Genomic DNA, 23123 nt, shown 5'->3' with positions numbered 1-23123 from the left:
TGCTGCCTTGCCGCCTCACAGTGGACTCGCGGCGGGTACGAGCCTGATCGTAAGGGACGGCTCGGACCGGTTCGTACGGCACCCGGGTGAGATGACGCTGACCGGTGGGGGAGAGGATGGTCCGGCGAACGTGCCCCGCGGCCCGCGGCTGCCACGCCGTTCCGGCCACGGCCCGCGGGACACGCCCGGCCGAGGAGGCGTCCGCAGGACGGACGCCGGTCTCAGGAAGAGCCCGGTGCGGTGGTGCTCGATCGAGGAGGTGTCGTGTTCAGTGGTGGCCGCCCGCCTCGCGACCGAGCGGCTGCAGGACGTGCGCCAGCTTCATGGCGGCGCCGCCGACGTCGTCCACGCGGTGCATGCGCTCCCCCCACGACCACCAGAAGTAGTGGTCCTTGCCCTCGGGGGCCGGCGCGCAGGTGACGTCCTCCGCGAGGCTCGCGGCCTCCGGGTTGACGACCCGCAAGAAGGCCGGGCCCGAGCGGGTCCGGACGACGCGGGCGACGAGCCCCTGCGTGTCGAGTTCGTGCTCCAGCTCCTCCAGGTGGCTGACGCGTCTGTCGCTGGCCACCTTCACCACCCCCTCCATGAGCGAGCACCGACCATGTGCCGACCGATATGATCGACTCTCTGAATCCGTCCGGTCACTCCCAGCGAGAATTGCAATTCTCACACTGGTGAGTCAAGGGCCCGTCCGGCCCGCGCGGTACCGGATTGCCCCACCTCAGAGGAAGGGGTCTCTCCCCCGGGGGAAAAATCTCTACCCGTGAGGGGCGGGAGACCGCCCCGTCGGCCCCTCTTCGCCGAAACCGCTTGGCGGCCACTGTGACGAGGGTTACGCTGCGTGCGCGAGAGATTATCTGTCGTGGCCAACCAGTGACCGGTCGCCGTGGCAGGGACGGCCGGCCGCTCTTCCCCTCAGGGCACGGCGTCCCGGCACGACGATGAGGAGGCCGGAGTCGATGTCGGATCCCCCCCCGAAAGAAACGGACGTGGCTCGCCGCATCCGTGCGCACGGCCTTGCGCGAGGTCACGGGCCGGTCCGGATCGCGCAGGACATCCATGAGCAGTGCGGGCCGTTATTCGGCACCAGCCGGATCAAGGCGCACCGCCTTGCCCACGGGGTCGCGCTGTCCGACATCGTGGCGCAGGTCCGGGCCCTCTACGAGGTCGACGGCAAGCCGCCGCCCCGGCTCGGGGAGACGCTGCTGTCCGCCTATGAGAGCGGGTACAAAAGACCCGGTCCCGAGTACCTGCACTACCTCTGCGCCGTGTACTGGGTGGAGCCCGACGCGCTCGACTACCAGGGGCCCTGCATCTGCGGCCGCGGTCACGCGGGCCGTACGGGCGCCCCCGGCGTCCCCCAGCCGCGCGCCGCGGATCGGCGTCCGGCGCCCGACCCCGACGCGCTCGTCGGGGCGATCGTGCCCAGGGCCGAGGAGCGTCCCTGGGCGACCGTGAACGACGCACGGGGCCCCGCCCGTGCCGACGGCCCCCTGACCATTGACGTGGGTGAGGAGGACATCGTGCTTCGTAGGACCCTTCTGCAACTTCTGGCCGGGGCGGGCGTGGCGCTCGACGGTCAGTTCCTCGGGGCCGTCGACGGCCTGCGCCGCAAGATGGACGACACGCTCGTCGGCGCGACCGTCTCGCCGACCATGCTCGACCAGTGGGAGGAGACGACCTACGGCTACGGCCGGCAGTACCAGGCGACCCCGTCCCTCCGGATGCTCTGCGACGTCCTGCTGGACTTCAGCGAGGTGCGGCGCATGTGCGACAAGCGGCAGCCGGTCGAGTTGCAGGAGCGGCTGTGCCGGATCGCGGCGCAACTGGCCGGGCTGTCCGGGCTGATCATGATCAATCTTGGCGACCACCGGCTGGCCCGCTCGTTCTTCCGCACCGCGCGCACCGCCGCCGACGAGACCGGAGACCGGCAGTTGCGCGCCTGGGTGACCGTCCGCGAGTCGCTGGTGCCGATGTACTACGGCGACCCGCGCGAGGCGCTGCACCTGGCCCGCAAGGCCCAGGACCTCGCCGGCCGGACCCCCGGCGTCGCCGCCGCCATGGCACCCGCCGTGGAGGCGCGTGCGCTCGGCATGCTCGCGCTGCGCGGACGCGGCGACGCCGCCCCCAGCGCCCGCCGCGCGCTCGTCCGCGGCCGTTCGGTGTTCGACCAGCTGTCCAAGGCCGATACCAGTGACCTGGTGTTCGGGTTCACCGACCGGCAGATGGCCTTCTACGAGGGCGACACCTTCACCAACCTCGGCGACCACAAGCACGGTGACGAGGTGCTCAGCCACGCCCTCACCCTCTACTCGCCCACCGACCGCGTCGACCTGACCCTGGTGCGCCTCGACCGTGCGATGTGCAAACTGCACGCCGGCCACCCGGACGCCGCGCTGGCGGCCGGCCAGGAGGCCATCCTCGACCTGCCGGCCGACCACCGCTCCGACATCCTCGTGCACCGCGCCCGCCAGATCGGCGCGGCCGTCGCGGCCAAGCACGGCGAGATCCCGGCGCTGAAAGAGTTCTACGAGGCGCTCGCAGGCCCCTCGGTGACGAGCCCCGCCCCCATGCCCCCGGCCGAGCAGGTCTGACCCGGCATGGGTCCGCCCGACAGCGCCTCCTGGCAGAGCCACCTCGTCCGCGTCCAGGCCGAACCCCCGATATGGCGGTTCGGGGACCTCTGGCTCCGCCGCTACCGCGCTGCCGACCACGCCACCGTCCTGGCCCTGCACCGCGAGGGCCTCGCACAGGTCGGCCTGCGCCCGGGCGACGGCGTCTACTACGACCACGACTTCTTCCGCATGGAGGACATCTACCTCCGCAACGACGGGGAGTTCCTCGTCGGCGAACTCGGCGACCGGATCGTCGCGATGGGCGGCCTGCGCCGCGCCGACCTCATCCCGGGCGGCCACGCCCGCGCCTTCGGCGCCTACACTCCCGAACCCTCCGCCCTGGACGCCGTGGAGATGGTGCGCCTGCGCGTCCTGCCCGCCGTCCAGCGCCGCGGCTACGGAGCCGCCCTGGTCCAAGCCCTGGAGGAACGCGCCGCCGAATACGGTTACCGCGTCCTCCGCGCGGACACCACCGAACTCCAGACCCCCGCCCTGGCCCTCTACCGCAAGTTCGGCTGGACGGAGACCCGCCGCGAGACCATAGGCGGCATAGTCAACGTCTACCTGGAAAAGTCCCTGCCCTGACCCGCCGGCCGCGGTGCCCCCACCGCGGCCTCCTCCGCCGAAGAGCCGAAGGTCAGGCCGGTCCGGGCGGCCATGAAGGTGAGGGTGTCGGCCATCAGGTCGACCGAGCGGCTCACCGAGCGGGCCGCGTGGCCCACCTCCGCCTCGTTGCGCAGGAGGATCGGCGCGTCGGACGCCGTCGCGTGCTGGAGAGCGGCGCAGAGCTTGCGGGCGTGCAGGGGGTCCACACGGGTGTCGCTGCCGAACGTGGTGAACAGGACGGCCGGGTAGGCGGTGCCGGGGTGGACGTGGTGGTACGGGGAGTAGCCGATGAGCCAGCCGAACTCCTCGGGGTCGGAGGCGGTGCCGTACTCGTCGTTCCAGGTCTGGCCCAGGCCGAACTTCTCATAGCGGACCATGTCCAGCAGCGGAGCCGAGCACACCACCGCCGCGTACAGGTCGGGACGCTGGGTCAGCGCCGCGCCCACGAGCAGGCCGCCGTTGGAGCCGCCGGAGATCGCGAGCCGGGCGGGGGTCGTCAGACCGTCCGCGATCAGTTTCTCGGCGGCGGCGTGGAAGTCGTCGAACACGTTCTGCTTGTGTTCCCGCATGCCCGCGCGGTGCCATTCCTCGCCCTCCTCGGACCCGCCGCGCAGGTTCGCGACCGCGTAGACGCCGCCCGCCTCCACCCAGGCCAGGATGCTCGCCGAGTAGGACGGCGTGAGCGAGACGTTGAAGCCGCCGTACCCGTACAGGACCGTGGGGCGCGGCCCGGACAGGCCGGGACGGGACGCGACCAGCATCCGCACCTCGGTTCCGTCCCGCGAGGTGTAGGTGATCTGGCGTGTCTCGATCTCGGGGACGGAGACCGTGCCCGGAGCCGACGCCCACAGCGTCGTCTCGCCGGTGCGCGCGTCGTAGCGCATCACCGAGGACGGCGTGACGTTGTCGGTGTAGCCGAACCACGCCTCGTGCCCGCCCTCGGGCCGCTCGATGATCCCGCCGATCGAGCCGAGCCCGGGGGTGGGGACGGTTCCGACACGTTCGCCGGTCTCCAGGTCGTGGACGGTGATCTCGCTGATCGCGTGCCGCGTCCAGCCCGCCAGCAGGATGGGGCGGTCCAGGGCGTCCAGGATCGCGAAGTCGGTGAGGACGGCCTCGGGGTCTTCCGGAATGAGGTCCCGCCACCGGTCGTAGGACAGGTCGGAGGGGTCGGCGACGCACAGGCGGGATCGGGGCGCGTCGCGGTCGGTGAAGACGTAGGCGCGGCCGTCGCGTCCCACGTGCAGGCCGGTACCGGCGTCCACACCCTCCTGGACGGCGCGCAGGTCGGGTGCCTCGGGCGAGGAGGCGGACAGGTCGGCCAGCCACAGGTCGTTGCGCGGCGCCGTGCCCTGCGAGGAGGAGATCGTCAGCCAGCGCCCGTCCCGGCTGACCCCGACCCCGTAGTAGTTGGTCTTGTCCAGCCCCTCGCCGAAGATCAGCACGTCGTCGGTGTCGGGCTCGCTGCCGACCTTGTGCAGGTAGACGCGCCGGTGGTACTGCTCCTCGCCCTCCGGGACGTCCCGGGCGGGCAGCCGGCGCGCGTAGTAGTACGCCTCACCTCCGGGCAGCCACGCCACCGACGAGTACCGCACCCGGTCGATCGGCCCCTCGACGCGCTCGCCCGTCGCGACGTCCATGATGTAGAGCAGCGACTCCTCGTCCCCGCCGGTCGAGATCTTGTACGCCAGGAGGCGTCCCTCCTTGTCGGGCTGCCAGCCGTCGAGCGTGGTCGTCCCGCCGGGGTCGAGGGCCATGGGGTCGATCAGGACGCGTTCGGTGCCGTCCGGGCCGGCCGTGTAGAGGACGGGATGCTCCTGGTCGGCGGCGCGGCGGGTGAAGAACCGCCGTTCACCCCGCCACACGGGGGAGCCGACGCTGCCCGCGCCGAGCAGTTCGCCGAGGCGCTCGCGCAGGACGTCCCGCCCGGGCAGCGCGTCCACGGCCTTGTGGAAAAGCGTGTCCTGGGTGGCGAGCCACTCTTTGGTCTCGTCGCCGTCGGCGTCCTCAAGCCAGCGGTACGGGTCCGCGACCCGGTGTCCGTGGATGGTCTCGACGATGTCCTGGCGCGGCGCGGGCGGGTACGGCGTCATGGATGCACTGTATTGGCCCCGCCGCCCTGCCTGTCCCGTACATTCCGACCCGCCCGAACGCGCGGTCGCGTTCGATCCGGCCTCCGATGGGGGAATATTGGGGTAGCGGACGCGCTCCTCAGACGCCACACTGAGGTGGGTCGGTTCGCCCCTGGGGAGGTCCTCATGGCGAGTGCGCAGGAACCGGAGACAATACTCGGGCCTCGGTTCGAGGCGCGGTCGGCCGCGCCCGCCGAGGCGAACGACCGGCAGAACCCGGTGGAGGCCGTCTGATGCGGCAGGTCCTCCTCCTGAACGCGACGTACGAACCACTCACCACGCTGCCGCTGCGGCGGGCGGTCTGCCTCGTGCTCCGGGAGAAGGCGGAGATCGTCCACCATGACACCTCCGGCGCCGAGCTGCATTCGGCCACGATGACGATCGAGGTGCCGTCCGTCATCCGGCTGCGCCGCTACGTCCGCATCCCGTTCCGGACCCGGGTCCCGCTGACCCGCGCGGCCCTGATGCGCCGCGACAACTTCCGCTGCGTCTACTGCGGGCGCCGCGCCGAGACCATCGACCACGTCCATCCGCGCAGCCGGGGCGGCAAGCACGTGTGGGAGAACTGCGTCGCCTCCTGCATGACCTGCAACCACAGCAAGGCCGACCGTCTCCTGTCCGAGCTGGGCTGGACGCTCAGCGTCACGCCCGCCGTCCCGCGCGGGGCGCACTGGCGTCTCATCGGCCTCGTCCACGACGGCGATCCCCAGTGGGCCGCCTACGTCACCGAACCCGCGGCGTGATCGGCGACCCCGTATCCTGGTGACGTGCCTCGTTATGACTACCGCTGCCGCGCGTGCGGGTCGACCTTCGAGGTCTCCCGCCCGATGATCAACGCATCCGATCCGGCCCCGTGCCCGGAGGGCCACGACGACACGGTCAAACTGCTGTCCACGATCGCCGTCACCGGCACGTCCCGCGCCACGGCGCCTCCGCCGAAGCCCGCCGGCGGCGGCTGCTGCGGCGGGGGTTGCTGCTCCTAGCCGGTCTGAGCCTCCTGGGCCGTGCGCATGGCGCGGCCGGTCGCGGCGGCGTCGTAGCTCGTGGGGACGCCTTGCAGGAGGACGGCGGTGCCCTCCATGTTGTCGGTGCGCATGGGCAGGATCGCCCGGTAGGCGTCCGACTCGTACCAGGCGCGGGCCTTTTCCATGTCGGGGAACTCGATCAGGACGTAGCCGCCGTCCACCGGCCCCTCGATGACCTCGGGGGTCGTTCCGTGGACGAGGAAACGGCCGCCGAACGGGTCCATCGTGTCCTGGATGCGCTCGATGTAGGTGAAGACGTCGTCGTGCAGGGGCGGCTGCGGGTGCAGGTGGGCGAGGGCGTAGGCGGTCATCGCGGGCTCCTTCGGCAGGTGTGGGTGCAGGGCGGCCCTGCACCCACCACTCTCGTGCGGAGTGAGAACGAAGGCGATTACCCGCCGGGTAATGCTCAGCCGTTGAGGCGGTCGAGCTGCGACACGTCGCGGGCGGCGCCGGTGGAGGCGGAGGTGGCCATCGCCGCGTAGGCGCGCAGTGCGGCGCTGACGGGGCGGTGCCGGTCGCGGGGGCGGTAGCCGCCGAGGTCGGCGAGCAGCTTCTCCCGGCGGATCCCCAGCTCGTCGGCCGGGACGTCCAGCTCCAGCAGCCGGTTCGGGATGTCGATCACGACGCGGTCGCCGTCCTCGACGAGCGCGATGATGCCGCCGCTCGCGGCCTCGGGAGAGGCGTGCCCGATGGACAGCCCGGACGTCCCGCCGGAGAACCGGCCGTCGGTGATCAGCGCGCACGCCTTGCCGAGCCCGCGGCCCTTGAGGAAGCTCGTCGGGTACAGCATCTCCTGCATGCCGGGGCCGCCCTTCGGGCCCTCGTAGCGGATCACGACGACGTCACCCGCCTTGACCTTGCCGCTGAGGATGCCCTCGACGGCGTCGTCCTGCGACTCGAACACGACGGCGGGGCCGGTGAAGGTCCACAGCTCCTCCTCGACCCCGGCGGTCTTGACGATCGCGCCGTCGGGGGCGATGTTGCCGCGCAGGACGGCGAGGCCGCCGTCGGCGGTGTAGGCGTGCTCGGCGGAGCGGATGCAGCCGTTCTCGCGGTCGAGGTCGAGTTCCTCCCAGCGGGCGCTCTGCGAGAACGCGGAGGTGCTGCGGACGCCGCCCGGCGCCGCGTGGAACAGTTCCACGGCCTCGGGCAGGACGCCGGGGGAGCGGATGTCCCACTTGGCGACGAACTCGTCCAGGGACGCCGAGTGGATCGAGTGGGCGGAGCTGTTCAGCAGCCCGGCCCGGTTCAGTTCGCCGAGCAGGGCGGGGATGCCGCCGGCGCGGTGGCAGTCCTCGACGTGGTACTTGCCGGTCGCCGGGGCCAGCTTGCAGACGCACGGGACGCGGCGGGACAGCGCGTCGATGTCGGCGAGGCCGAAGTCGACGCCGCCCTCGGTCGCGGCGGCGAGCAGGTGCAGGATCGTGTTCGTGGAACCGCCCATGGCGATGTCCAGCACCATGGCGTTCTCGAACGCGTCGCGGGTGGCGATGTTCAGCGGCAGGACGGACTCGTCGTCGCCCTCGTAGTACCTCTTGGCGATCTCGACGACGGTGCGGCCGGCGTCCTCGTAGAGGCGGCGGCGGGCGGTGTGGGTGGCGAGGACGGTGCCGTTGCCCGGCAGCGCCAGCCCGATCGCCTCGGTGAGGCAGTTCATCGAGTTGGCGGTGAACATGCCGGAGCAGGACCCGCAGGTCGGGCAGGCGCTCTCCTCCATCGCCAGCAGCGTGTCGTCGGCGACGGACCCGTCCGCGGACGCGATGATCGGGTCGATCAGGTCGAGCTTGTTGCCGCCCATCACGCCCTCGACGGGCTTGCCGGCCTCCATCGGGCCGCCGGAGACGAACACGGCCGGGATGTTGAGGCGCAGCGCGGCCAGCATCATCCCCGGGGTGATCTTGTCGCAGTTGGAGACGCAGACCAGGGCGTCGGCGCAGTGCGCGTTCACCATGTACTCGATCGCGTCGGCGATCACCTCGCGGGACGGCAGCGAGTACAGCATCCCGTCGTGGCCCATCGCGATGCCGTCGTCCACGGCGATCGTGTTGAACTCGCGGGGCACGCCGCCCGCCTCGCGGACCGCGCCGGCGACGACCTTGCCGACCTCGTTCAGGTGGACGTGGCCGGGCACGAACTGGGTGAAGCTGTTGGCCACCGCGACGATCGGCTTGCCGAAGTCCTCGCGTTCGACGCCGCTGGCCCGCATGAGCGCGCGGGCGCCCGCCATGTTCCTGCCGTGCGTGACCGTGCGTGACCTGAGCGGTGGCATCGAGACCTCTCCAACCTGTGACATGCCGTGCCGGCGAGTTGTTCCGGGAGCGTCGTTCGCAGCGGCGGATCGCGACGCTGCCGCCGGCGCTGCGGAGGTCGCGCATGGGCCGGCCGGTGACCCTCGATGCTACCAACCGCCGGGAGGGCATGGAAAAAGCGCCGGTCTCCGGGGGGCGGACACCGGCGCTGCCGGGGCTCGTCGTTGAGCCTTCGGGTGGGCGGCCCGGGGAAGCAGACCGCCCGCGGCCCTCGCGGTGACTCAGTCGGGGTACTTCGGCGGCAGGGCCTTCTCGGCCGCCTGGAAGATGCGCTGCACGTCGCTGTCGGTGAGGATCTTCGGGCGGCGGCGCAGGTACGCGCGCGCCCGGTTGCCCGCGTAGACGTCGACGTCCCGCACCCGCATGACCTTCCACGGGATGGACGGGCCGTAGATGGCCACGGAGGGCTGCACGGGCACGTCGAAGCCCACACGTTCGGCGAGGATGCTGCTCGCCATCTGGGCCTCCCAGCGCGCCTCGTCCAGCCGGTCCTTCTTGTTGAAGGGGCCGTGGAAGAGCTTGAGGTGGGACATGGTGCGCACGGGGAGACGCTTGTCCCACTTCTCGGAGTCGATGGCGTAGACGCCGCTCGGCCCGATCACCAGGTGGTCGATCCGCCCGTCGCTGACGCCCTCGTCGTCTCGGGGAACGGCCCGCGCGTGCAGCACGAGGTACCCGTTGCGCTCCAGGGACCTCAGTTGCCGCTCGGTGCGCCGTTCGGCGGCCGAGGACTTCTGCCAGGCGGTGACGGAGGAACTCCTGCGGGACGTCCGGACGACGTCGCCGATGACCACCAGGACGGCCACGGCGAGCCCGAGCCGCCAGCCGGTCACGAGCGTGACGGCGATGCCCGCGGCGACGGCCGCGCCGGCGCGCCACAGCCACCGGCGTACCTGGGGGTCGTCGAGCGCGGCCGCGGCGCGCTCGTCGGGCCGTTCCTTCAACGGCGCCGGGTGATGGTGCTCACGTGTTTCCTCCGGCCGTGCCTCGTCCGCCCGCGTCTCCTCGGATTCGGCCTGGGGCCGGCCCCCGGATCCCTGCGTGTTGCCCCGCTCCGTGATCGCCATAAGTGACGCTCCGTATTCCTTTCCTATCGGGGGCATGATCCTCCGTGCGCAGAGTAATCATCCGGCCGGTCGGCGACTAGTCATGCAGGGTTAATAGTTTTGTTGCCATCAGGACAGTGGGTAACTTACGGTACGGAGGGGTACACCGATACTCTTCTCCCTTCCCCCCGCAGTGTCCCTGTCCTTTTGGATACCCGTGTACATGGCGTCTAGCGTTCCGGTTTGTGACACGAACCCATGACCTCAGCGCCACCCGGATGGCCGCCGCCGTCCGCACCGGGGAAGTATCTCCGGTCGAGCTCGCCGAGCACTACCTGGACCGCATCGAACGGCTGAACCCGCAGGTCGGTGCCTATGTGACGGTCACCGCCGAGCGGGCTCTGGAGGAGGCGCGGCAGGCCGAGAAGGCGGTGCTGGGCGCGGCCGACCCGGCGGACCTGCCGCCGCTGCACGGCGTCCCGGTCCCGATCAAGGACCTGAACATGGTGCACGGGGTCCGGATGACCTGCGGCTCGTCCGCCTTCTCCGAACTGACCGGGTTCGCGGACGACCATGTCGTGTCAAAGCTGGCGCAAGCGGGATCTGTGCTCATCGGCAAGACGACGACACCCGAGTTCGGGCTGCCTTGCTACACGGAGAGTGACGTTGCGCCCCCGGCCCGGACGCCCTGGGACCTGTCCAGGTCGGCGGGCGGTTCCAGCGGCGGCGCCGCGGCGGCGGTCGCGTCCGGGCTGGCGCCGGTCGCGCAGGGCAGCGACGGCGGCGGCTCGATCCGCATCCCGAGCAGCGCGTGCGGGCTGTTCGGGATCAAGCCGACCCGCGGCCGCGTCTCGCAGGGCCCGATCTTCCCCGACCTGTTCGGGCTGGCCACGAACGGGCCGATCGCCCGGACCGTCCGCGACGCGGCCCTGCTGCTGGACGTGATGTCCGGTCCCATGCCCGGAGACCTGTACAGGGCGCCCCAGGCCGGTGAACCGTTCTCGTCCTACGCCGACCGGGCGCCGGGCCGGCTGCGGATCGCGCGGAGCGCGGAGCCTCCGGTGCCCGGTGTCGAGGTCCACCCGGACTGTGTCGCCGCCTACGAGGAGGCGTCGGCGCTCCTGGAGGAACTGGGCCACGAGATCGTGGAGCTGCCGCCGGTGCTCGGCTCCGATCTGCTCCCGCACTTCGCGACCCTCTGGGGCGTGATGGCGACGATGACCCCCGTCCCGCAGGAGGACGAGCACCTCCTGCAGCCGCTGACCCGCTGGCTCCGCGGCCTGGGCGAGGCCACTACCGCGCCGCAGCTGCTCCAGGCGCAGGCCGCGCTGCAGGGGGCGCTGCGTGCGGCGTTCCCCGTGATGGACGAGTTCGACGCGATCCTGCATCCGACGCTCGCGATGCCGCCCGTCCCCGTCGGCTACTTCCACGGCCAGGAGCCGGAGGAGAACTTCCGGCGCCAGACGCACTTCACCCCGTTCACGGCGGTGTACAACGTTTCGGGGCAGCCCGCTGTGAACGTTCCGCTGCATTGGAACGATGACGGGCTGCCGATCGGGGTCATGCTCGCCGGGCGTCTCGGCGGCGAGGGCACGCTCATCTCGCTGTCCGCGCAGCTGGAGGAGGCGCGCCCCTGGATCGGCCGCAAGCCGCAGATCTGGACGGCGTGACCCCGCCCGCACCGGGCATGGTGCGGGCGTGGGCGACGACGAACTGATCAGGCTGGCCGAGCGGCACGGGGCCGCGGCCCGGTACACCGACTGGCGCGGGCGGAAGGTGGCCGTCGCACCGGACACGCTGGTCGCCGTACTGTCGGCGCTCGGGGTGGACGCCTCCACCCCGGCCGCCGTCCGGGCGGAACTGGACCGTGCCCGGGAGCCGGGGCTCCCGCCGGTCGTCGTCATCCGCCGCGGCGACGTCCTCCCGGCCGTCCTCCCGAATGCCCTCCCGGAGGACGCGGCCGTCGAACTCGCGACCGGGCGGACCCTCCCGGCGACGGCCGAACTCCCGCTCGGCTGGCACCGCCTGCGCGCCGGGTCGCGGAGCACGCCGCTGCTGGTCGCCCCGCGCAGGCTCCGCACGCCGGAGCGCGGATGGGGGTTCACCGCCCAGCTGTACTCGGTGCGCTCCCGTGCGTCCTGGGGTCTCGGGGACCTGCGCGACCTCGCCGACTTCGCGTCGTGGAGCGCGCGCGAGCTGGGCGCCGGGTTCACGCTGATCAACCCGCTGCACGCGGCCGAACCCGTCCCGCCGGTGACGGCGTCGCCGTACTCGCCGACGAGCCGCCGCTTCGCCGCGCCGATCTACCTGCGCGTCGAGGACCTGCCCGAGTACGCGGCGCTGCCGCCCGGCGACCGCGACCGGCTCGCCGCCCTCGCCGAGCCGCTGCGCGTCCCCGGCGGCGCCCTGGACCGGGACGCGGTGTGGACGGCCAAGCTCCAGGCCCTCGAATCCCTGCACCGGCTGCCGCGCGGCCCCGAGGCGCAGCGCGGGCTCGATGCGTTCCGCGCCCGCGAGGGAGGCGACCTCACCGCGTTCGCCACCTGGTGCGCGCTCACCGAGAAGCACGGCCCGGACTGGCGGCGCTGGCCCGCCGAACTGCGCGACGCCGGGAGCCGGGCCGTCGCGGACGAGGCCGCCCGGCTCGCCGGCCGCGTGGACTTCCACTCCTGGCTGCAATGGCGCCTGGACGGCCAGCTGACGGCCGCGCAGCGGGCCGCCCGCGACGCCGGGATGCCGGTCGGGATCGTCCACGACCTGGCGGTCGGGGTCGCGCACGGCAGCGCCGACACCTGGATCTACCGGGACCTGTTCGCGCCCGGCATGAGCGTCGGGGCGCCGCCGGACGAGTTCAACCAGCGCGGCCAGGACTGGGGGCAGCCGCCCTGGCACCCGCGGCGCCTCGCGGGCGCCGCCTACGCCCCGTTCCGGGAGATGCTCGCCGCCGTGCTCCGGCACGCGGGCGGCCTGCGCCTGGACCACGCCATGCAGGTGTCGCGGCTGTGGTGGGTGCCCGAGGGCGGTTCCCCGGCCGACGGCTGCTACGTCCGCTACGACCGGGACGCGCTTCTCGGCTGCCTCGCCTGGGAGGCCGAACGTGCGGACGCCGTCGTGGTCGGCGAGGACCTTGGCACCGTGGAAGCCGAGTTCCACGACCGGTTGGCCGACCGCGGCATCCTCGGCACGTCCCTCCTCTGGTTCGAACGCGACGCAAAGGGACGCCCCAAGCCCGCGGCCCAGTGGCGGGAACTGTCGCTCGCCACGGTCGGCACCCACGACATGCCGCCGATCACCGGATTCGTCCACGGCGACCACATCGCCCTCCGTGACCGTCTCGGCCTGCTGGCCCGTCCCCGCTCCGAAGAGGAGAACGACCACCGCCGTCAGCTCAACGACTGGCTGGCCCTCCTGCACGACGAAAAACTGCTGGCGGCCCCGCCCGACGAGGTCATGCAGGCGCTCGCGGAGGGCGCGACCACCTATGACGAGCAGATCGTGACGGCGTTGCACACCTTCTTGGCCCGCACCCCGGCCCGGCTCAGGGGCATCTCTCTCACCGACGCCGTCGGCGAACGCCGCACCCAGAACCAGCCCGGGACCATCGACGAGTACCCGAACTGGCGCGTCCCGCTCGCCGACGCCGAAGGACGTCCCGTCCTCCTGGAGGACCTTCAGGCGAGGGTGGACGCGATGCGCTCGGTCACGTCCTGAAGCAGCGTGTCGGGATGCAGATCGGCCCCGGCGATGGCCGAAAAGAGCGCGGGCAGGCCCCGCAGGGGGTAGGGGTCGTCGTCGGCGCCCGCCAGCGCCTTATGGCCGAGCGGGTGGCGGGACAGCGACCTCAGCGCCCGCTTCCACGCCGTCTGCACCTCTTCGGGGGACGGGACGCCGAACCCGTGCCCGACGGGCGCCGCATGGCGGAGCTTGACGAGGGCGCCGTCGGTGAAGTCGCAGGCGAGCCTGCAGCGGTCGGACAGGTCGGCGCGGACGAGGCCGTCCAGGCGGGTCATGACCGTGCACGGCGTCCGGCAGCGGGCCGCGCAGTCGCCGAGTGCGGACGCGACCTGGCTGTGCTGCCGGTCCAGGTAGGCGCGCCAGCCCGGCCCCGGTTCCTTCGCGACGCGGAGCGTCCGCTCGCAGGCGGAACGTTCCGCCCGCGTGTGGTCGCACATCCGGGCCGAGCCGGGCTCCACGGGAACGCCGAACCGGCTGCCCTCCCCGCACACCGACGCGCCGATCAGCGCGGGATCGCCGGCGTGGCCGAGGACGGGCTCCCAGGCCAGCATCGGCAGGTATTCGGCGGCGATGTGGACGGCGGCGACCAGCGCGGCCATGTCGCGGCGATGCCAGCGGATCGCGATGACCTCCAGCAGGAGGGAGTAGGCGGGACGCAGGCTCGCGAGGGCGCCGCGCGGCCGTTCCCACGGTGTCTGCGGCATCCGGCTGGCGCGGGCCCGGTCGAGCAGGTCGCGCGGGACCTCCCCGGCGTCCTCCGGCATGCCGAAGTCCTCGGCGTCCAGGTCCAGGACGCGCTGCCCGAACGCGCACAGCGCCGCGATCCGCGCCGGGCGGCCGTCCGCGGCCAGGGTGCCCTGCGTGATCAGCGCCGCCAGATCCCCGAACGCGTACCGCCGCGCGAGCGCCATCAGCACGTCATGAGCCGTTTCCATACCGTCCCTCCCCGTGGCCGCCCCCTCCCCGTGACCGTGCAACGATCCCACGGTCACGGGGGCCGGGGACAGGGGCGGTCAGGCCGGATCAGGCCGACGCGGCGTCCTTCGCGCGGGCGCGCAGCGCGCGGGCGACGCCGTCGCGTCCCTCCGACAGCAGCCGGGCCAGCGCCGCCGGCGGGTTCTGCTCGGCGATGTAGGACTCGGTCCGGTCGATCGTGGACTGCTCGATCACCAGGAAGGGGTAGGCGACCTCGGCGAACGTCTGCGACATGTCGCTCGACCACTCCTTCCAGATCCGCCCGACCTCGGCGAAGTAGCGGTCGACGTAGGGCGGCAGCAGCTCGGCCTGGTCGGGCTCCACGAAGCCGCCGAGCGTCGCCCGGTACACCGCGTTGGGCAGGTCGCCGGACACGATCCGCTCCCACGCGGCGGCCTTGGCCTCCGCGGTCGGGATCGCGGCCCTGCAGGCGGCGGCGTGCCGCTCGCCGGCCGCGGTGCGGTCCCGCTCGTGCTCGGCGTCGATCTCGGCCTCGCCCGCCCGCCCGGTGACGACCAGGCGGCGCAGCAGCGCCCAGCGCAGGTCGGTGTCGACCGTGAGGCCGTCGAGGACCTGCGAGCCGTCCAGCAGGGCCTGGACGAACGCCAGGTGCTCCTCGCTCACGGCGGACGCGGCGAACGCCTGCGTGTAGGCGAGCTGGAGGTCCGAGCCGGGCTCGGCCTCGCGCGCCAGCCCCGACAGCGTGTCGGCGAGCAGCGCGAGGCCCTCCTCGCGCCAGGCCGGGTCCGCGTACTGCTGGATCGCGGTGCGCGCCTGCCGCAGCAGCGTCTGGGTGACCGAGATGTCGGTGACGCCGCGGATGCCCTTCGCGACCAGCCGGATGTAGTCGCGCGTGGCCATCTCCGCGTCGCGCGTCATGTCCCACGCCGCCGACCAGCACAGCGCGCGCGCCAGGCTCTCCCTGACGTCGCCGATGCTCTCGATCAGGGTGCGCTGCGAGTGCTCGTCCAGCCGGATCTTGGCGTAGGTGAGGTCGTCGTCGTTGACCAGGACGAGGTCGGGCCGCTTCTGGCCGACGAGCTGCGGAACCTCCGTCCGGGCGCCCACCACGTCCAGTTCGACCCGCTCACGCCGGACGAGCCCCTCCGCCGTCCTGTCGTACAGGCCGATCGCGAGGCGGTGCGACCGCAGCGTCGGGTAGTCGGCCTTGGCCTCCTGCAAGACGGCGAACGACGAGAAGTTCCCCTCGCCGTCCAGCTCGTACTCGGGCCGCATGGTGTTGACGCCGGCCGTCTCCAGCCACTCCTTCGACCACGACGCGAGATCGCGCCCGGACGTCTCCTCCAGCGCGCCCAGCAGATCCGTCAGGACGGTGTTGCCCCACGCGTGCCGGTCGAAGTAGCGCCGCACGCCCTCCAGGAAGTTGTCGAGACCGACATAGGCCACGAGCTGCTTCAGGACGGACGCGCCCTTGGCGTAGGTGATCCCGTCGAAGTTCACCTCCACCGCGCGGATGTCGGGAATGTCGGCGGAGATCGGGTGCGTGGACGGCAACTGGTCCTGCCGGTACGCCCACGCCTTCTCCAGGTTCGCGAACGTCGTCCACGAGCCCGTCCACTTGGTGGCCTCGGCCTGGCACAGGACGCTCACGTACGTGGCGAACGACTCGTTCAGCCACAGGTCGTCCCACCAGCGCATGGTGACGAGGTCGCCGAACCACATGTGCGCCATCTCGTGCAGGATCGTCTCCGCCCGCCGCTCGTAGGCGGCGTCGGTGACCCGCGACCGGAAGACGTAGTCCTCCAGGAACGTCACGGCGCCCGCGTTCTCCATCGCGCCCGCGTTGAACTCCGGGACGAACAGCTGGTCGTACTTGGTGAACGGGTACGGGCGCCCGAAGACCTTCTCGAAGTAGGCGAAGCCCTGCCGGGTCACGTCCACGATCGCGTCGGCGTCGAGGTGCTCGGCCAGCGACGCCCGGCAGAACACGCCGAGCGGGATGACCGTGCCGTCGTCGCGGCGGTACTCGTCCCGGACGACGTGGTACGGCCCGGCGACGAGCGCGGTGATGTAGGTGGAGATCTGCGGCGTCGGCAGGAAGTGCCATGTCCCGCCCTCGGCGGATTCGGCCGGCTCGTTCGTGACGACCTGCCAGTCCCCGGGCGCCCTGACGGTGAACTCGAAGGTCGCCTTCAGGTCGGGCTGGTCGAAGCAGGTGAACATGCGGTGCGCGTCCGCCGTCTCGAACTGCGAGTACAGGTACACGCTGCCGTCCACCGGGTCCACGAACCGGTGCAGGCCCTCGCCCGACCGCGTGTACGCGCAGTCGGCCACGACCCGCAGTTCGTTGTCCGCGGCCAGGTCCGGCAGCGGCACCCGGCCCTTCTCGGCGTCATAGGAGGCGGGGTCCAGCGCCTTGCCGTTCAGCGTCACCTCCCGCACGACGGCGTCGTGCAGGTCGATGAACGTGGACGCGCCGGCCTCGGCGCTGCCGAACCTGACCACGGTGGTGGAACCGAACCGCTCCTCACCGGTGGTGAGGTCCAGTTCGACCGCGTATGACTCGACGGTGAGCAGCCGGGCCCGTTCCCGCGCCTCGTCGCGCGTGAGGTTGCCTGCCACATGTACTCCTTGGTCGGCTTATTCGCTTGGTGAAGTCATGTCTACCAACCGGACGCCGTCCCGGTCCGCCCGCCACGGGCTTTGACACCGGCTTCGATCATCTTCCGGCATGGGGAATCGGGGCGGGTACATGCCGGTTGTCGCCTTCAGGCATCCCGTTTCACGCTCTTGGAGGCGATGTTGGCTGAGAACGCCCCGACCCCGGTGGACTTTTGGTTCGACCCCCTGTGCCCCTGGGCGTGGATAACGTCCCGCTGGATCCTGGAAGTGGAGAAGCTGCGCCCCATCCGGGTGCGCTGGCACGTGATGAGCCTGGCCGTTCTCAACGAGGACAAGGACGTCCCGGAGGAGTACCGGCGTGGCCTTGAGGGGTCCTGGGGGCCGGTGCGCGTGTGCATCGCCGCGGAGCAGAAGTACGGCCCCGAGGTACTCGGACGTCTCTACACCGAGCTCGGCACGCGGCGCCACCACGAGGGGCAGAAGTTCGACCGGGCCTACTTCGAGGCGGCGCTGACCGCGGCCGGCCTGGACCCGATGCTTGCGGACGCCGCCGACTCCACCGACTACGACGAGGCCGTGCGCGCGTCCCACAAGGACGGCATCGACCGCGTCGGGCAGGAGGTCGGCACCCCCGTCATCGAGGTCGAGGGCAGCGCGTTCTTCGGCCCCGTCGTGTCCCCGATCCCGCGCGGCGACGCCGCCGCGAAGCTGTGGGACGGCGTCGTCGCCGTGGCCTCGACGGACGGCTTCTTCGAGCTGAAGCGCACTCGCGACCGCGACCCGGTCTTCGACTGAGCCTGCTCACCCTCCGTGACATTCGTCTGTTGCGAATATCTTGCAACTACGAGGATATGGCATCACACTGGTTCTGCCGATACATCCAGGTAGGACGGTGAGTGGGGCGTGCACGTACCGGACGGATTCATCGATGCCCCGGTGTCCATCGCGGCCGGTGCGGTCGCGGTGGCCGGGATCGGGATCGCCCTGCGCGGGGCGAGGCGGGAGCTGGACGACCGGACCGCGCCGCTCGCCGGGCTGACGGCCGCGTTCGTGTTCGCCGCGCAGATGCTCAACTTCCCGGTCGCGGCCGGGACGAGCGGGCATCTGCTCGGCGGGACGCTCGCGGCGATCCTCGTCGGGCCCTACACGGGCGTCCTGTGCGTCTCGGTCGTCCTGCTCATGCAGGCGCTCCTGTTCGCGGACGGCGGCCTGACCGCGCTGGGCGTCAACATCACCACGATGGCGCTCGTCACGGTGCTCGCCGGTTACGGGTTGTTCCGGCTCCTGCTGCGGATGCTGCCCAAGACGCGGGCGTCGGTGGCGGCGGCGTCGTTCGTGGCCGCCCTCGTGTCGGTGCCCGCGGCGGCCGCCGCGTTCACGGTCATCTACGCGGCCGGCGGGACGGCGGACGTCTCGATCGGCAAGGTCGCCACCGCGATGATCGGCGTCCACGTGCTGATCGGCATCGGCGAGGCGCTGATCACCGCCGCGACCGTGTCCAGTGTGCTCGCCGTCCGTCCCGACCTCGTGTACGGGGCGCGCGGGCTGATGAAGCCGCTGGAGCTGCGCGTCGCCGCGCGGAAGGCGGACGGCCCCGCCGAGCCGTCCCGCGCGTGAGAGGGGAACTCACATGACCACCAAGCGCTTCCTCGCCGGGTTCTTGCTCGTGTCGCTCGTCCTCGCCGGGGTCGTCAGCTACTACGCGTCCAGCCACCCCGACGGGCTGGAGAAGATCGCCGCCGACAAGGGCATCAGCGCAAAGGAGAAGGACCACTCGCTCAAGGACTCCCCGCTGGGTGACTACGGGGTCAAGGGCGTCGGCAACGCGCGGCTGTCCGGCGGGCTGTCCGGGGTGATCGGCGTGGGCGCCGTCCTGCTCGTCGGCGGCGGGCTGTTCTGGGGCGTCCGGCGGCGCGGCACCGAGCCGGAGCAGGCCGCCGGGCGGGACGAGCGGGCGCCGTCCGAGCCGGCGCGGAAGGGCTGATGGGCGCGGGGCACGCGCACCGGCTCTACCTGCCGGGCGCGTCACCGGTGCACCGGCTGCCGCCGCAGTGCAAGCTCGTCGCCGTCCTGGCGTTCGTGCTGCTGGTCGTCGCCACGCCGCGCGAGCGGATCTGGGCGTTCGGCGTGTACGCGCTGCTGCTCGCGGCCGTCACGGTGGCCGCGCGGGTGCCGTTCCGGACGGTCGCGCGGCGGATCGTCATCGAGGTGCCGTTCGTCGCGTTCGCCTTCCTCATGCCGTTCGTCGCGGAGGGCGAGAAGATCACCGTGCTGGGGCTGCGGCTGAGCGAGAGCGGGCTGTGGGGCGCCTGGAACATCCTCGCCAAGGGGACCCTCGGCGTGGTCGCCTCGATCCTGCTGGCCGCGACCACCGAGCCCCGGCTGCTGCTGCTCGGCATCGAGCGGCTGCGGATGCCGTCGCTCATCACCCAGATCGCCACGTTCATGCTCCGGTACGGCGACGTCGTCACGGCGGAACTGGGCCGGATGAAGGTGGCGCGCGCGTCCCGTGGTTTCGAGGCACGCGACATCCGCGCGACGGGCGTGCTCGCCAAGTCGGTCGGCGCGCTCTTCCTGCGCTCGTACGAGCGCGGCGAACGCGTCCACCTGGCCATGGTGAGCCGCGGCTACGACGGCCGCATGCCCGTCCTGTACGACGTCGGCGCGACGGCCATGCAGTGGACGCTCGCCGCCGTGCTGCCCTTGGCCGCCGCCCTGGTCGCGTTGGCTGCCTGGATGTCCCCATGAGCCCGTCGCTAGAGGTGGAGGGCCTCGCGTATGGCTATCCGGACGGCACACAGGCCCTCTTCGGCGTTGACCTGACGATCGAGCGCGGTGAGCGTGTCGCGTTGCTCGGGCCGAACGGCGCCGGGAAGACCACGCTCGTCCTGCACCTGAACGGCATCCTGCACGGCGGCCTGGGCGAGGTCAGGGTCGGCGGCCTGGCGGTCGACCCGAAGGACAAGAAGGCGCTGCGCGAGATCCGCCGCCGTGTCGGCATCGTCTTTCAGGACCCCGACGACCAGCTGTTCATGCCGACCGTCCGCGAGGACGTCGCGTTCGGGCCCGCCAACCTCGGGCTGCGCGGCGCCGAACTGGACCGCCGCGTCATGGACGCCCTGGAGCGGGTCGGCATGGCGCATGTCGCGGGCCGCCCGCCGCAGCACCTCAGCTTCGGGCAGCGCCGCCGTGTCGCCGTCGCCACCGTCCTGGCGATGGAGCCGGAGATCCTCGTGCTGGACGAGCCGTCCTCCAACCTGGACCCGGCGAGCCGCCGTGAGCTGGCCGAGATCCTGCTGAGCCTGGACGTGACGGTCCTGATGGTCACGCACGACCTCCCGTACGCGGCGGAGCTGTGCCCGCGCTCGGTGATCCTGTCCGGCGGCGTGATCACGGCGGACCGTCCCACCCGGGACCTGCTCATGGACGCCGACCTGCTGGCGGCCCACCGCCTTGAACTGCCGTTCGGCTTCGACCCGGCCGCCGCAGCCCGCCCCTGATCCACGGCCCTGATCCACGGGCTGTTCGGCCATTCCGCTTGCCTCGCCGGCCACCCTTCGCCAGACTCGGATGTCCCGACACTGGTAACGGTTTTCATATCCGAAATGAGGCATTCGTGAAGGTTGCGTTCGTCGGCAAGGGCGGCAGCGGCAAGACCACCCTGTCGTCGCTGTTCGTCCGGCACCTGGCCGGGCGCGGACTGCCGGTGGTGGCCATCGACGCCGACATCAACCAGCACCTCGGTGTGGCCCTCGGTCTGGACGAGGCCCGCGCCGCCGAGATCCCCGCGCTGGGCGGCCGGCTCCCCGAGATCAAGGAGTACCTGCGCGGCGACAATCCGCGCATCTCGTCCGCGTCCGCGATGGTGAAGACGACCCCGCCGGGACGCGGGTCGCGGCTGCTGCGGTTCCGCGGCGACGACCCGTTCCACGAGGCCGGGCAGGAGGTGGACGGCGTCACGCTGCTCGCCACCGGTCCGTTCAACGACGACGACCTCGGCGTGGCCTGCTACCACTCCAAGACCGGCGCGGTGGAGCTCTACCTCAACCACCTTGTGGACGGTCCGGGGGAGTACGTCGTCGTCGACATGACGGCGGGGGCGGACACCTTCGCCTCCGGGCTGTTCACGCGGTTCGACCTGATGTTCCTGGTCGCCGAACCCACCCGCAAGGGCGTCGGCGTCTACCGGCAGTACACCGAGTACGCCCGCGACTACGAGGTCGCCATCCGCGTCGTCGGCAACAAGGTCCAGAGCGAGGAGGACGTCGCCTACCTGCGCGAGCACGTCGGTGACGACCTGCTGACGTGGCTCGGCCAGTCCGCCGCCGTCCGGGCGCTGGAGCAGGGGCGGCACGGCATCGAACTGGAGGACGGCAACGTCGCCGCCCTCGACCGCATGCGCGCCGAGGTCGACGGACGCGTCAAGGACTGGGACGGGTTCCAGCGGCAGGCCGTTGAATTCCACGTCAAGAACGCGCGCAGCTGGGCGAGCCGCGCGGCGGGGGAGGACCTGGAAGCCCAGGTCGATCCGGACTTCCGCTTCCCGCCCGCCATGGCGGGCGCCTACGCCGGGTAGTCCGGCCCCTACCGGCGGACAACGATCGGCACTACTCTGCCCGCCATGACGATGCGGCGGATGCTGGTCATGGCGGGCGGTGCGGTGCTTCCCATCGCCCTTCTCTCGCTCCTCCTCGACAACCAATGGGTCGTCGACGCGATCAACGACACCGGGCTGCACTATGACGAGGGACTCGCGCCGCCGCTGTGGTGGCTGCAGTTCCCGCACTGGCGGCTGACCGGCGGGCCGGTCGGCTGGAAGTTCACCGTGGCGCTGGACTTCACCACCGTGCTGTTCTTCGTCCTGCTGATCCTGCTCGGGACGGCGGGCGCCCGCGCCGTCGAGCCGAACCGCGGCGGGTTCGGCGCGCTGGTGACCGGCTGGTGGGCCACGACCGTCGCGGGCGGCGTGGCCGGCCTCGTCCAGGGCGCCCTGCTGAACTGGGCGCTGGACCTGCCCAACGGCGGCCCCAACGTCTTCGAGGCGGTCTCCCACGGGGCGTCCTTCGGCCTCGGGTACGGCTGGCTCGCCGGCCTCGGCATGCTGCTGGGCTATCTGATCACCCGGACGCGCGGCGTGGCCGGCCGGCAGCCCGGCCCGTATCCGCCGCAGCAGCCGGGCATGCCGATGCAGCCGCCCTATGGACAGCCGATGGCCCAGCAGCCGATGCAGCCCATGCAGCCGGGCATGCCGATGCAGCCGCCGTACGTTTCGCCGCAGGGACAGCCGCAGCAGCACGCCTGGGCCGGCCCGCCCGTTCCGCAGCAGCCCGGCCCGTACCCGCCGCAGCAGCCCGCGCCGCCGATCCCGCCGCAGCCGTCCGCGCCGCCGCCCGAGCAGGTGCCTCCGGCGGCTCCCGAGGACAAGGACGAGGCCCCGGAGGCCGAGCCCAAGGAGCCCCCGCAGGACGCGGCCCAGGACGCGCCGCAGGACTCACCGCAGGACTCACCGCAGGACTCGGCGGACGATGACCTCGACCTCGCCGACCGGACGGTCATCGACCGCAAGCGGGACGCCGGCGAGAGCTGACCCGCGCGCACACGCCGTCCGCGGGCCTGCGACAATCGGGCACATGCGCGTGTTTCTTGGATCCGACCATGCCGGCTTCGAGCTGAAGGAGCACCTGGTCTCCTGGCTGAAGGAGAACGGGCACGAGGCCGTCGACTGCGGTGCGTTCGAGTACGACGCCGTGGACGACTACCCGCCGTTCGTCCTGCGGGCGGCGCAGCGGACGGTGGCGGAGCCGGGGGCGCTGGGGATCGTGATCGGCGGGTCCGGCAACGGCGAGGCGATCGCCGCCAACAAGGTCAGGGGCGTCCGCGCCGCGCTGGTGTGGAGCGAGGACACCGCCACGCTCGCCCGCGAGCACAACGACGCGAACGTCATGGCGCTGGGCGCGCGGCAGCACGACCTGGACACCGCGACCCGGTTCGTGGAGCTGTTCATCACGACGCCCTACTCCAAGGAGCCCCGGCACACCCGCCGGATCAGGATGCTCAGCGAGTACGAGCACACGGGCGAGCTCCCGCCGCTCCCGCA

The 23123-nt window shown here is 71.9% G+C and carries 21 protein-coding genes; 14 read left to right on the top strand and 7 right to left on the bottom strand.

The features are described 5' to 3' along the window. Positions 1–268: 268 nt before the first annotated feature. The gene (locus AF1_RS19865) at positions 269–568 is read right to left on the bottom strand and encodes a hypothetical protein (protein WP_067801231.1); all 300 of its coding nucleotides are present in this window, start codon (positions 566–568) and stop codon (positions 269–271) included. A gap of 421 nt (positions 569–989) precedes the next feature. On the opposite strand from AF1_RS19865, the gene AF1_RS19860 reads away from it, so the two are divergent. Both AF1_RS19860 and AF1_RS19855 read left to right on the top strand, forming a co-directional pair. Further along, positions 990–2594, top strand: a complete 1605-nt coding sequence (locus AF1_RS19860; protein ID WP_242608673.1) for an XRE family transcriptional regulator — start codon at positions 990–992, stop codon at positions 2592–2594. Positions 2595–2600: 6 nt separating this feature from the next. After that, positions 2601–3200 (top strand): GNAT family N-acetyltransferase, encoded by a 600-nt coding sequence (locus tag AF1_RS19855; RefSeq protein WP_067801197.1) that lies wholly within the window; start codon positions 2601–2603, stop codon positions 3198–3200. Here the strand turns inward: AF1_RS19855 and AF1_RS19850 are convergent. Beyond that, complete coding sequence (locus AF1_RS19850; protein ID WP_084263137.1) at positions 3176–5314, bottom strand: prolyl oligopeptidase family serine peptidase; 2139 nt, start codon at positions 5312–5314, stop codon at positions 3176–3178. The two genes, AF1_RS19855 and AF1_RS19850, sit on opposite strands and share 25 nt — an antisense overlap. A gap of 272 nt (positions 5315–5586) precedes the next feature. Here AF1_RS19850 and AF1_RS19845 point away from each other — a divergent pair, with 272 nt between their 5' ends. Together AF1_RS19845 and AF1_RS19840 are read left to right on the top strand one after the other, a co-directional pair. Next, the gene (locus AF1_RS19845; protein WP_067801195.1) at positions 5587–6096 is read left to right on the top strand and encodes an HNH endonuclease; all 510 of its coding nucleotides are present in this window, start codon (positions 5587–5589) and stop codon (positions 6094–6096) included. Positions 6097–6120: 24 nt separating this feature from the next. Continuing rightward, positions 6121–6336: an FmdB family zinc ribbon protein gene (locus AF1_RS19840; protein WP_067801192.1), complete on the top strand. Its 216-nt coding sequence runs from the start codon at positions 6121–6123 to the stop codon at positions 6334–6336. Here the strand turns inward: AF1_RS19840 and AF1_RS19835 are convergent. From AF1_RS19835 to AF1_RS19825, 3 genes are all read right to left on the bottom strand, one after another. Next, positions 6333–6689 (bottom strand): DUF1330 domain-containing protein, encoded by a 357-nt coding sequence (locus AF1_RS19835; RefSeq protein ID WP_067801189.1) that lies wholly within the window; start codon positions 6687–6689, stop codon positions 6333–6335. The genes AF1_RS19840 and AF1_RS19835 overlap by 4 nt on opposite strands. A 95-nt stretch (positions 6690–6784) precedes the next feature. Further along, positions 6785–8647 (bottom strand): dihydroxy-acid dehydratase, encoded by a 1863-nt coding sequence (gene ilvD / locus AF1_RS19830; RefSeq protein WP_067801184.1) that lies wholly within the window; start codon positions 8645–8647, stop codon positions 6785–6787. 261 nt (positions 8648–8908) lie between these two features. Continuing rightward, on the bottom strand, positions 8909–9754 hold the full coding sequence (locus AF1_RS19825; protein ID WP_067801179.1) for a nuclease-related domain-containing protein: 846 nt from the start codon (positions 9752–9754) through the stop codon (positions 8909–8911). 224 nt (positions 9755–9978) lie between these two features. Here AF1_RS19825 and AF1_RS19820 point away from each other — a divergent pair, with 224 nt between their 5' ends. Together AF1_RS19820 and malQ are read left to right on the top strand one after the other, a co-directional pair. Beyond that, positions 9979–11403 carry an amidase gene (locus tag AF1_RS19820; protein ID WP_084263136.1) on the top strand — a complete coding sequence of 475 codons (1425 nt, stop codon included), beginning with the start codon at positions 9979–9981 and terminating at the stop codon, positions 11401–11403. Between the two features lie 28 nt (positions 11404–11431). Beyond that, positions 11432–13444, top strand: coding sequence for a 4-alpha-glucanotransferase (gene malQ, locus AF1_RS19815; RefSeq protein WP_067801173.1), 2013 nt, complete (start codon positions 11432–11434; stop codon positions 13442–13444). Here the strand turns inward: malQ and AF1_RS19810 are convergent. Both AF1_RS19810 and pepN read right to left on the bottom strand, forming a co-directional pair. Continuing rightward, the gene (locus AF1_RS19810; protein ID WP_067801170.1) at positions 13405–14403 is read right to left on the bottom strand and encodes a hypothetical protein; all 999 of its coding nucleotides are present in this window, start codon (positions 14401–14403) and stop codon (positions 13405–13407) included. The genes malQ and AF1_RS19810 overlap by 40 nt on opposite strands. Before the next feature lie 88 nt (positions 14404–14491). Continuing rightward, entirely contained in the window at positions 14492–17026 is a 2535-nt protein-coding gene (gene pepN, locus AF1_RS19805; protein ID WP_067801167.1) for an aminopeptidase N, read from the bottom strand. 177 nt (positions 17027–17203) lie between these two features. Between pepN and AF1_RS19800 the strand changes: the two genes are divergently transcribed. The 8 genes from AF1_RS19800 to AF1_RS19765 all read left to right on the top strand — a co-directional run. Then, complete coding sequence (locus tag AF1_RS19800) at positions 17204–17821, top strand: mycothiol-dependent nitroreductase Rv2466c family protein (RefSeq protein ID WP_067801164.1); 618 nt, start codon at positions 17204–17206, stop codon at positions 17819–17821. A 108-nt stretch (positions 17822–17929) separates the two neighbouring features. After that, positions 17930–18643 carry an energy-coupling factor ABC transporter permease gene (locus AF1_RS19795; protein WP_067801160.1) on the top strand — a complete coding sequence of 238 codons (714 nt, stop codon included), beginning with the start codon at positions 17930–17932 and terminating at the stop codon, positions 18641–18643. A 13-nt stretch (positions 18644–18656) separates the two neighbouring features. Next, on the top strand, positions 18657–19010 hold the full coding sequence (locus tag AF1_RS35920) for a PDGLE domain-containing protein (protein ID WP_067801154.1): 354 nt from the start codon (positions 18657–18659) through the stop codon (positions 19008–19010). Continuing rightward, positions 19010–19774 carry a cobalt ECF transporter T component CbiQ gene (gene cbiQ, locus AF1_RS19785; RefSeq protein WP_067801151.1) on the top strand — a complete coding sequence of 255 codons (765 nt, stop codon included), beginning with the start codon at positions 19010–19012 and terminating at the stop codon, positions 19772–19774. Before AF1_RS35920 ends, cbiQ begins: the two co-directional genes overlap by 1 nt. Then, complete coding sequence (locus AF1_RS19780; RefSeq protein WP_084263135.1) at positions 19771–20526, top strand: energy-coupling factor ABC transporter ATP-binding protein; 756 nt, start codon at positions 19771–19773, stop codon at positions 20524–20526. The genes cbiQ and AF1_RS19780 overlap by 4 nt, the downstream gene beginning before the upstream one ends. Before the next feature lie 116 nt (positions 20527–20642). Then, positions 20643–21602 (top strand): ATP-binding protein, encoded by a 960-nt coding sequence (locus AF1_RS19775; RefSeq protein WP_067801148.1) that lies wholly within the window; start codon positions 20643–20645, stop codon positions 21600–21602. 45 nt (positions 21603–21647) lie between these two features. After that, positions 21648–22613, top strand: coding sequence for a hypothetical protein (locus AF1_RS35680; protein WP_067801145.1), 966 nt, complete (start codon positions 21648–21650; stop codon positions 22611–22613). A 43-nt stretch (positions 22614–22656) separates the two neighbouring features. After that, positions 22657–23123: ribose-5-phosphate isomerase (locus AF1_RS19765; protein ID WP_067801143.1), on the top strand; the 467-nt coding region annotated here is incomplete at its 3' end.

This window comes from Actinomadura formosensis NBRC 14204 (assembly GCF_001552155.1).
Lineage (GTDB): Bacteria > Actinomycetota > Actinomycetes > Streptosporangiales > Streptosporangiaceae > Spirillospora > Spirillospora formosensis.
This window is presented reverse-complemented; position numbering and strand designations above follow the sequence as displayed.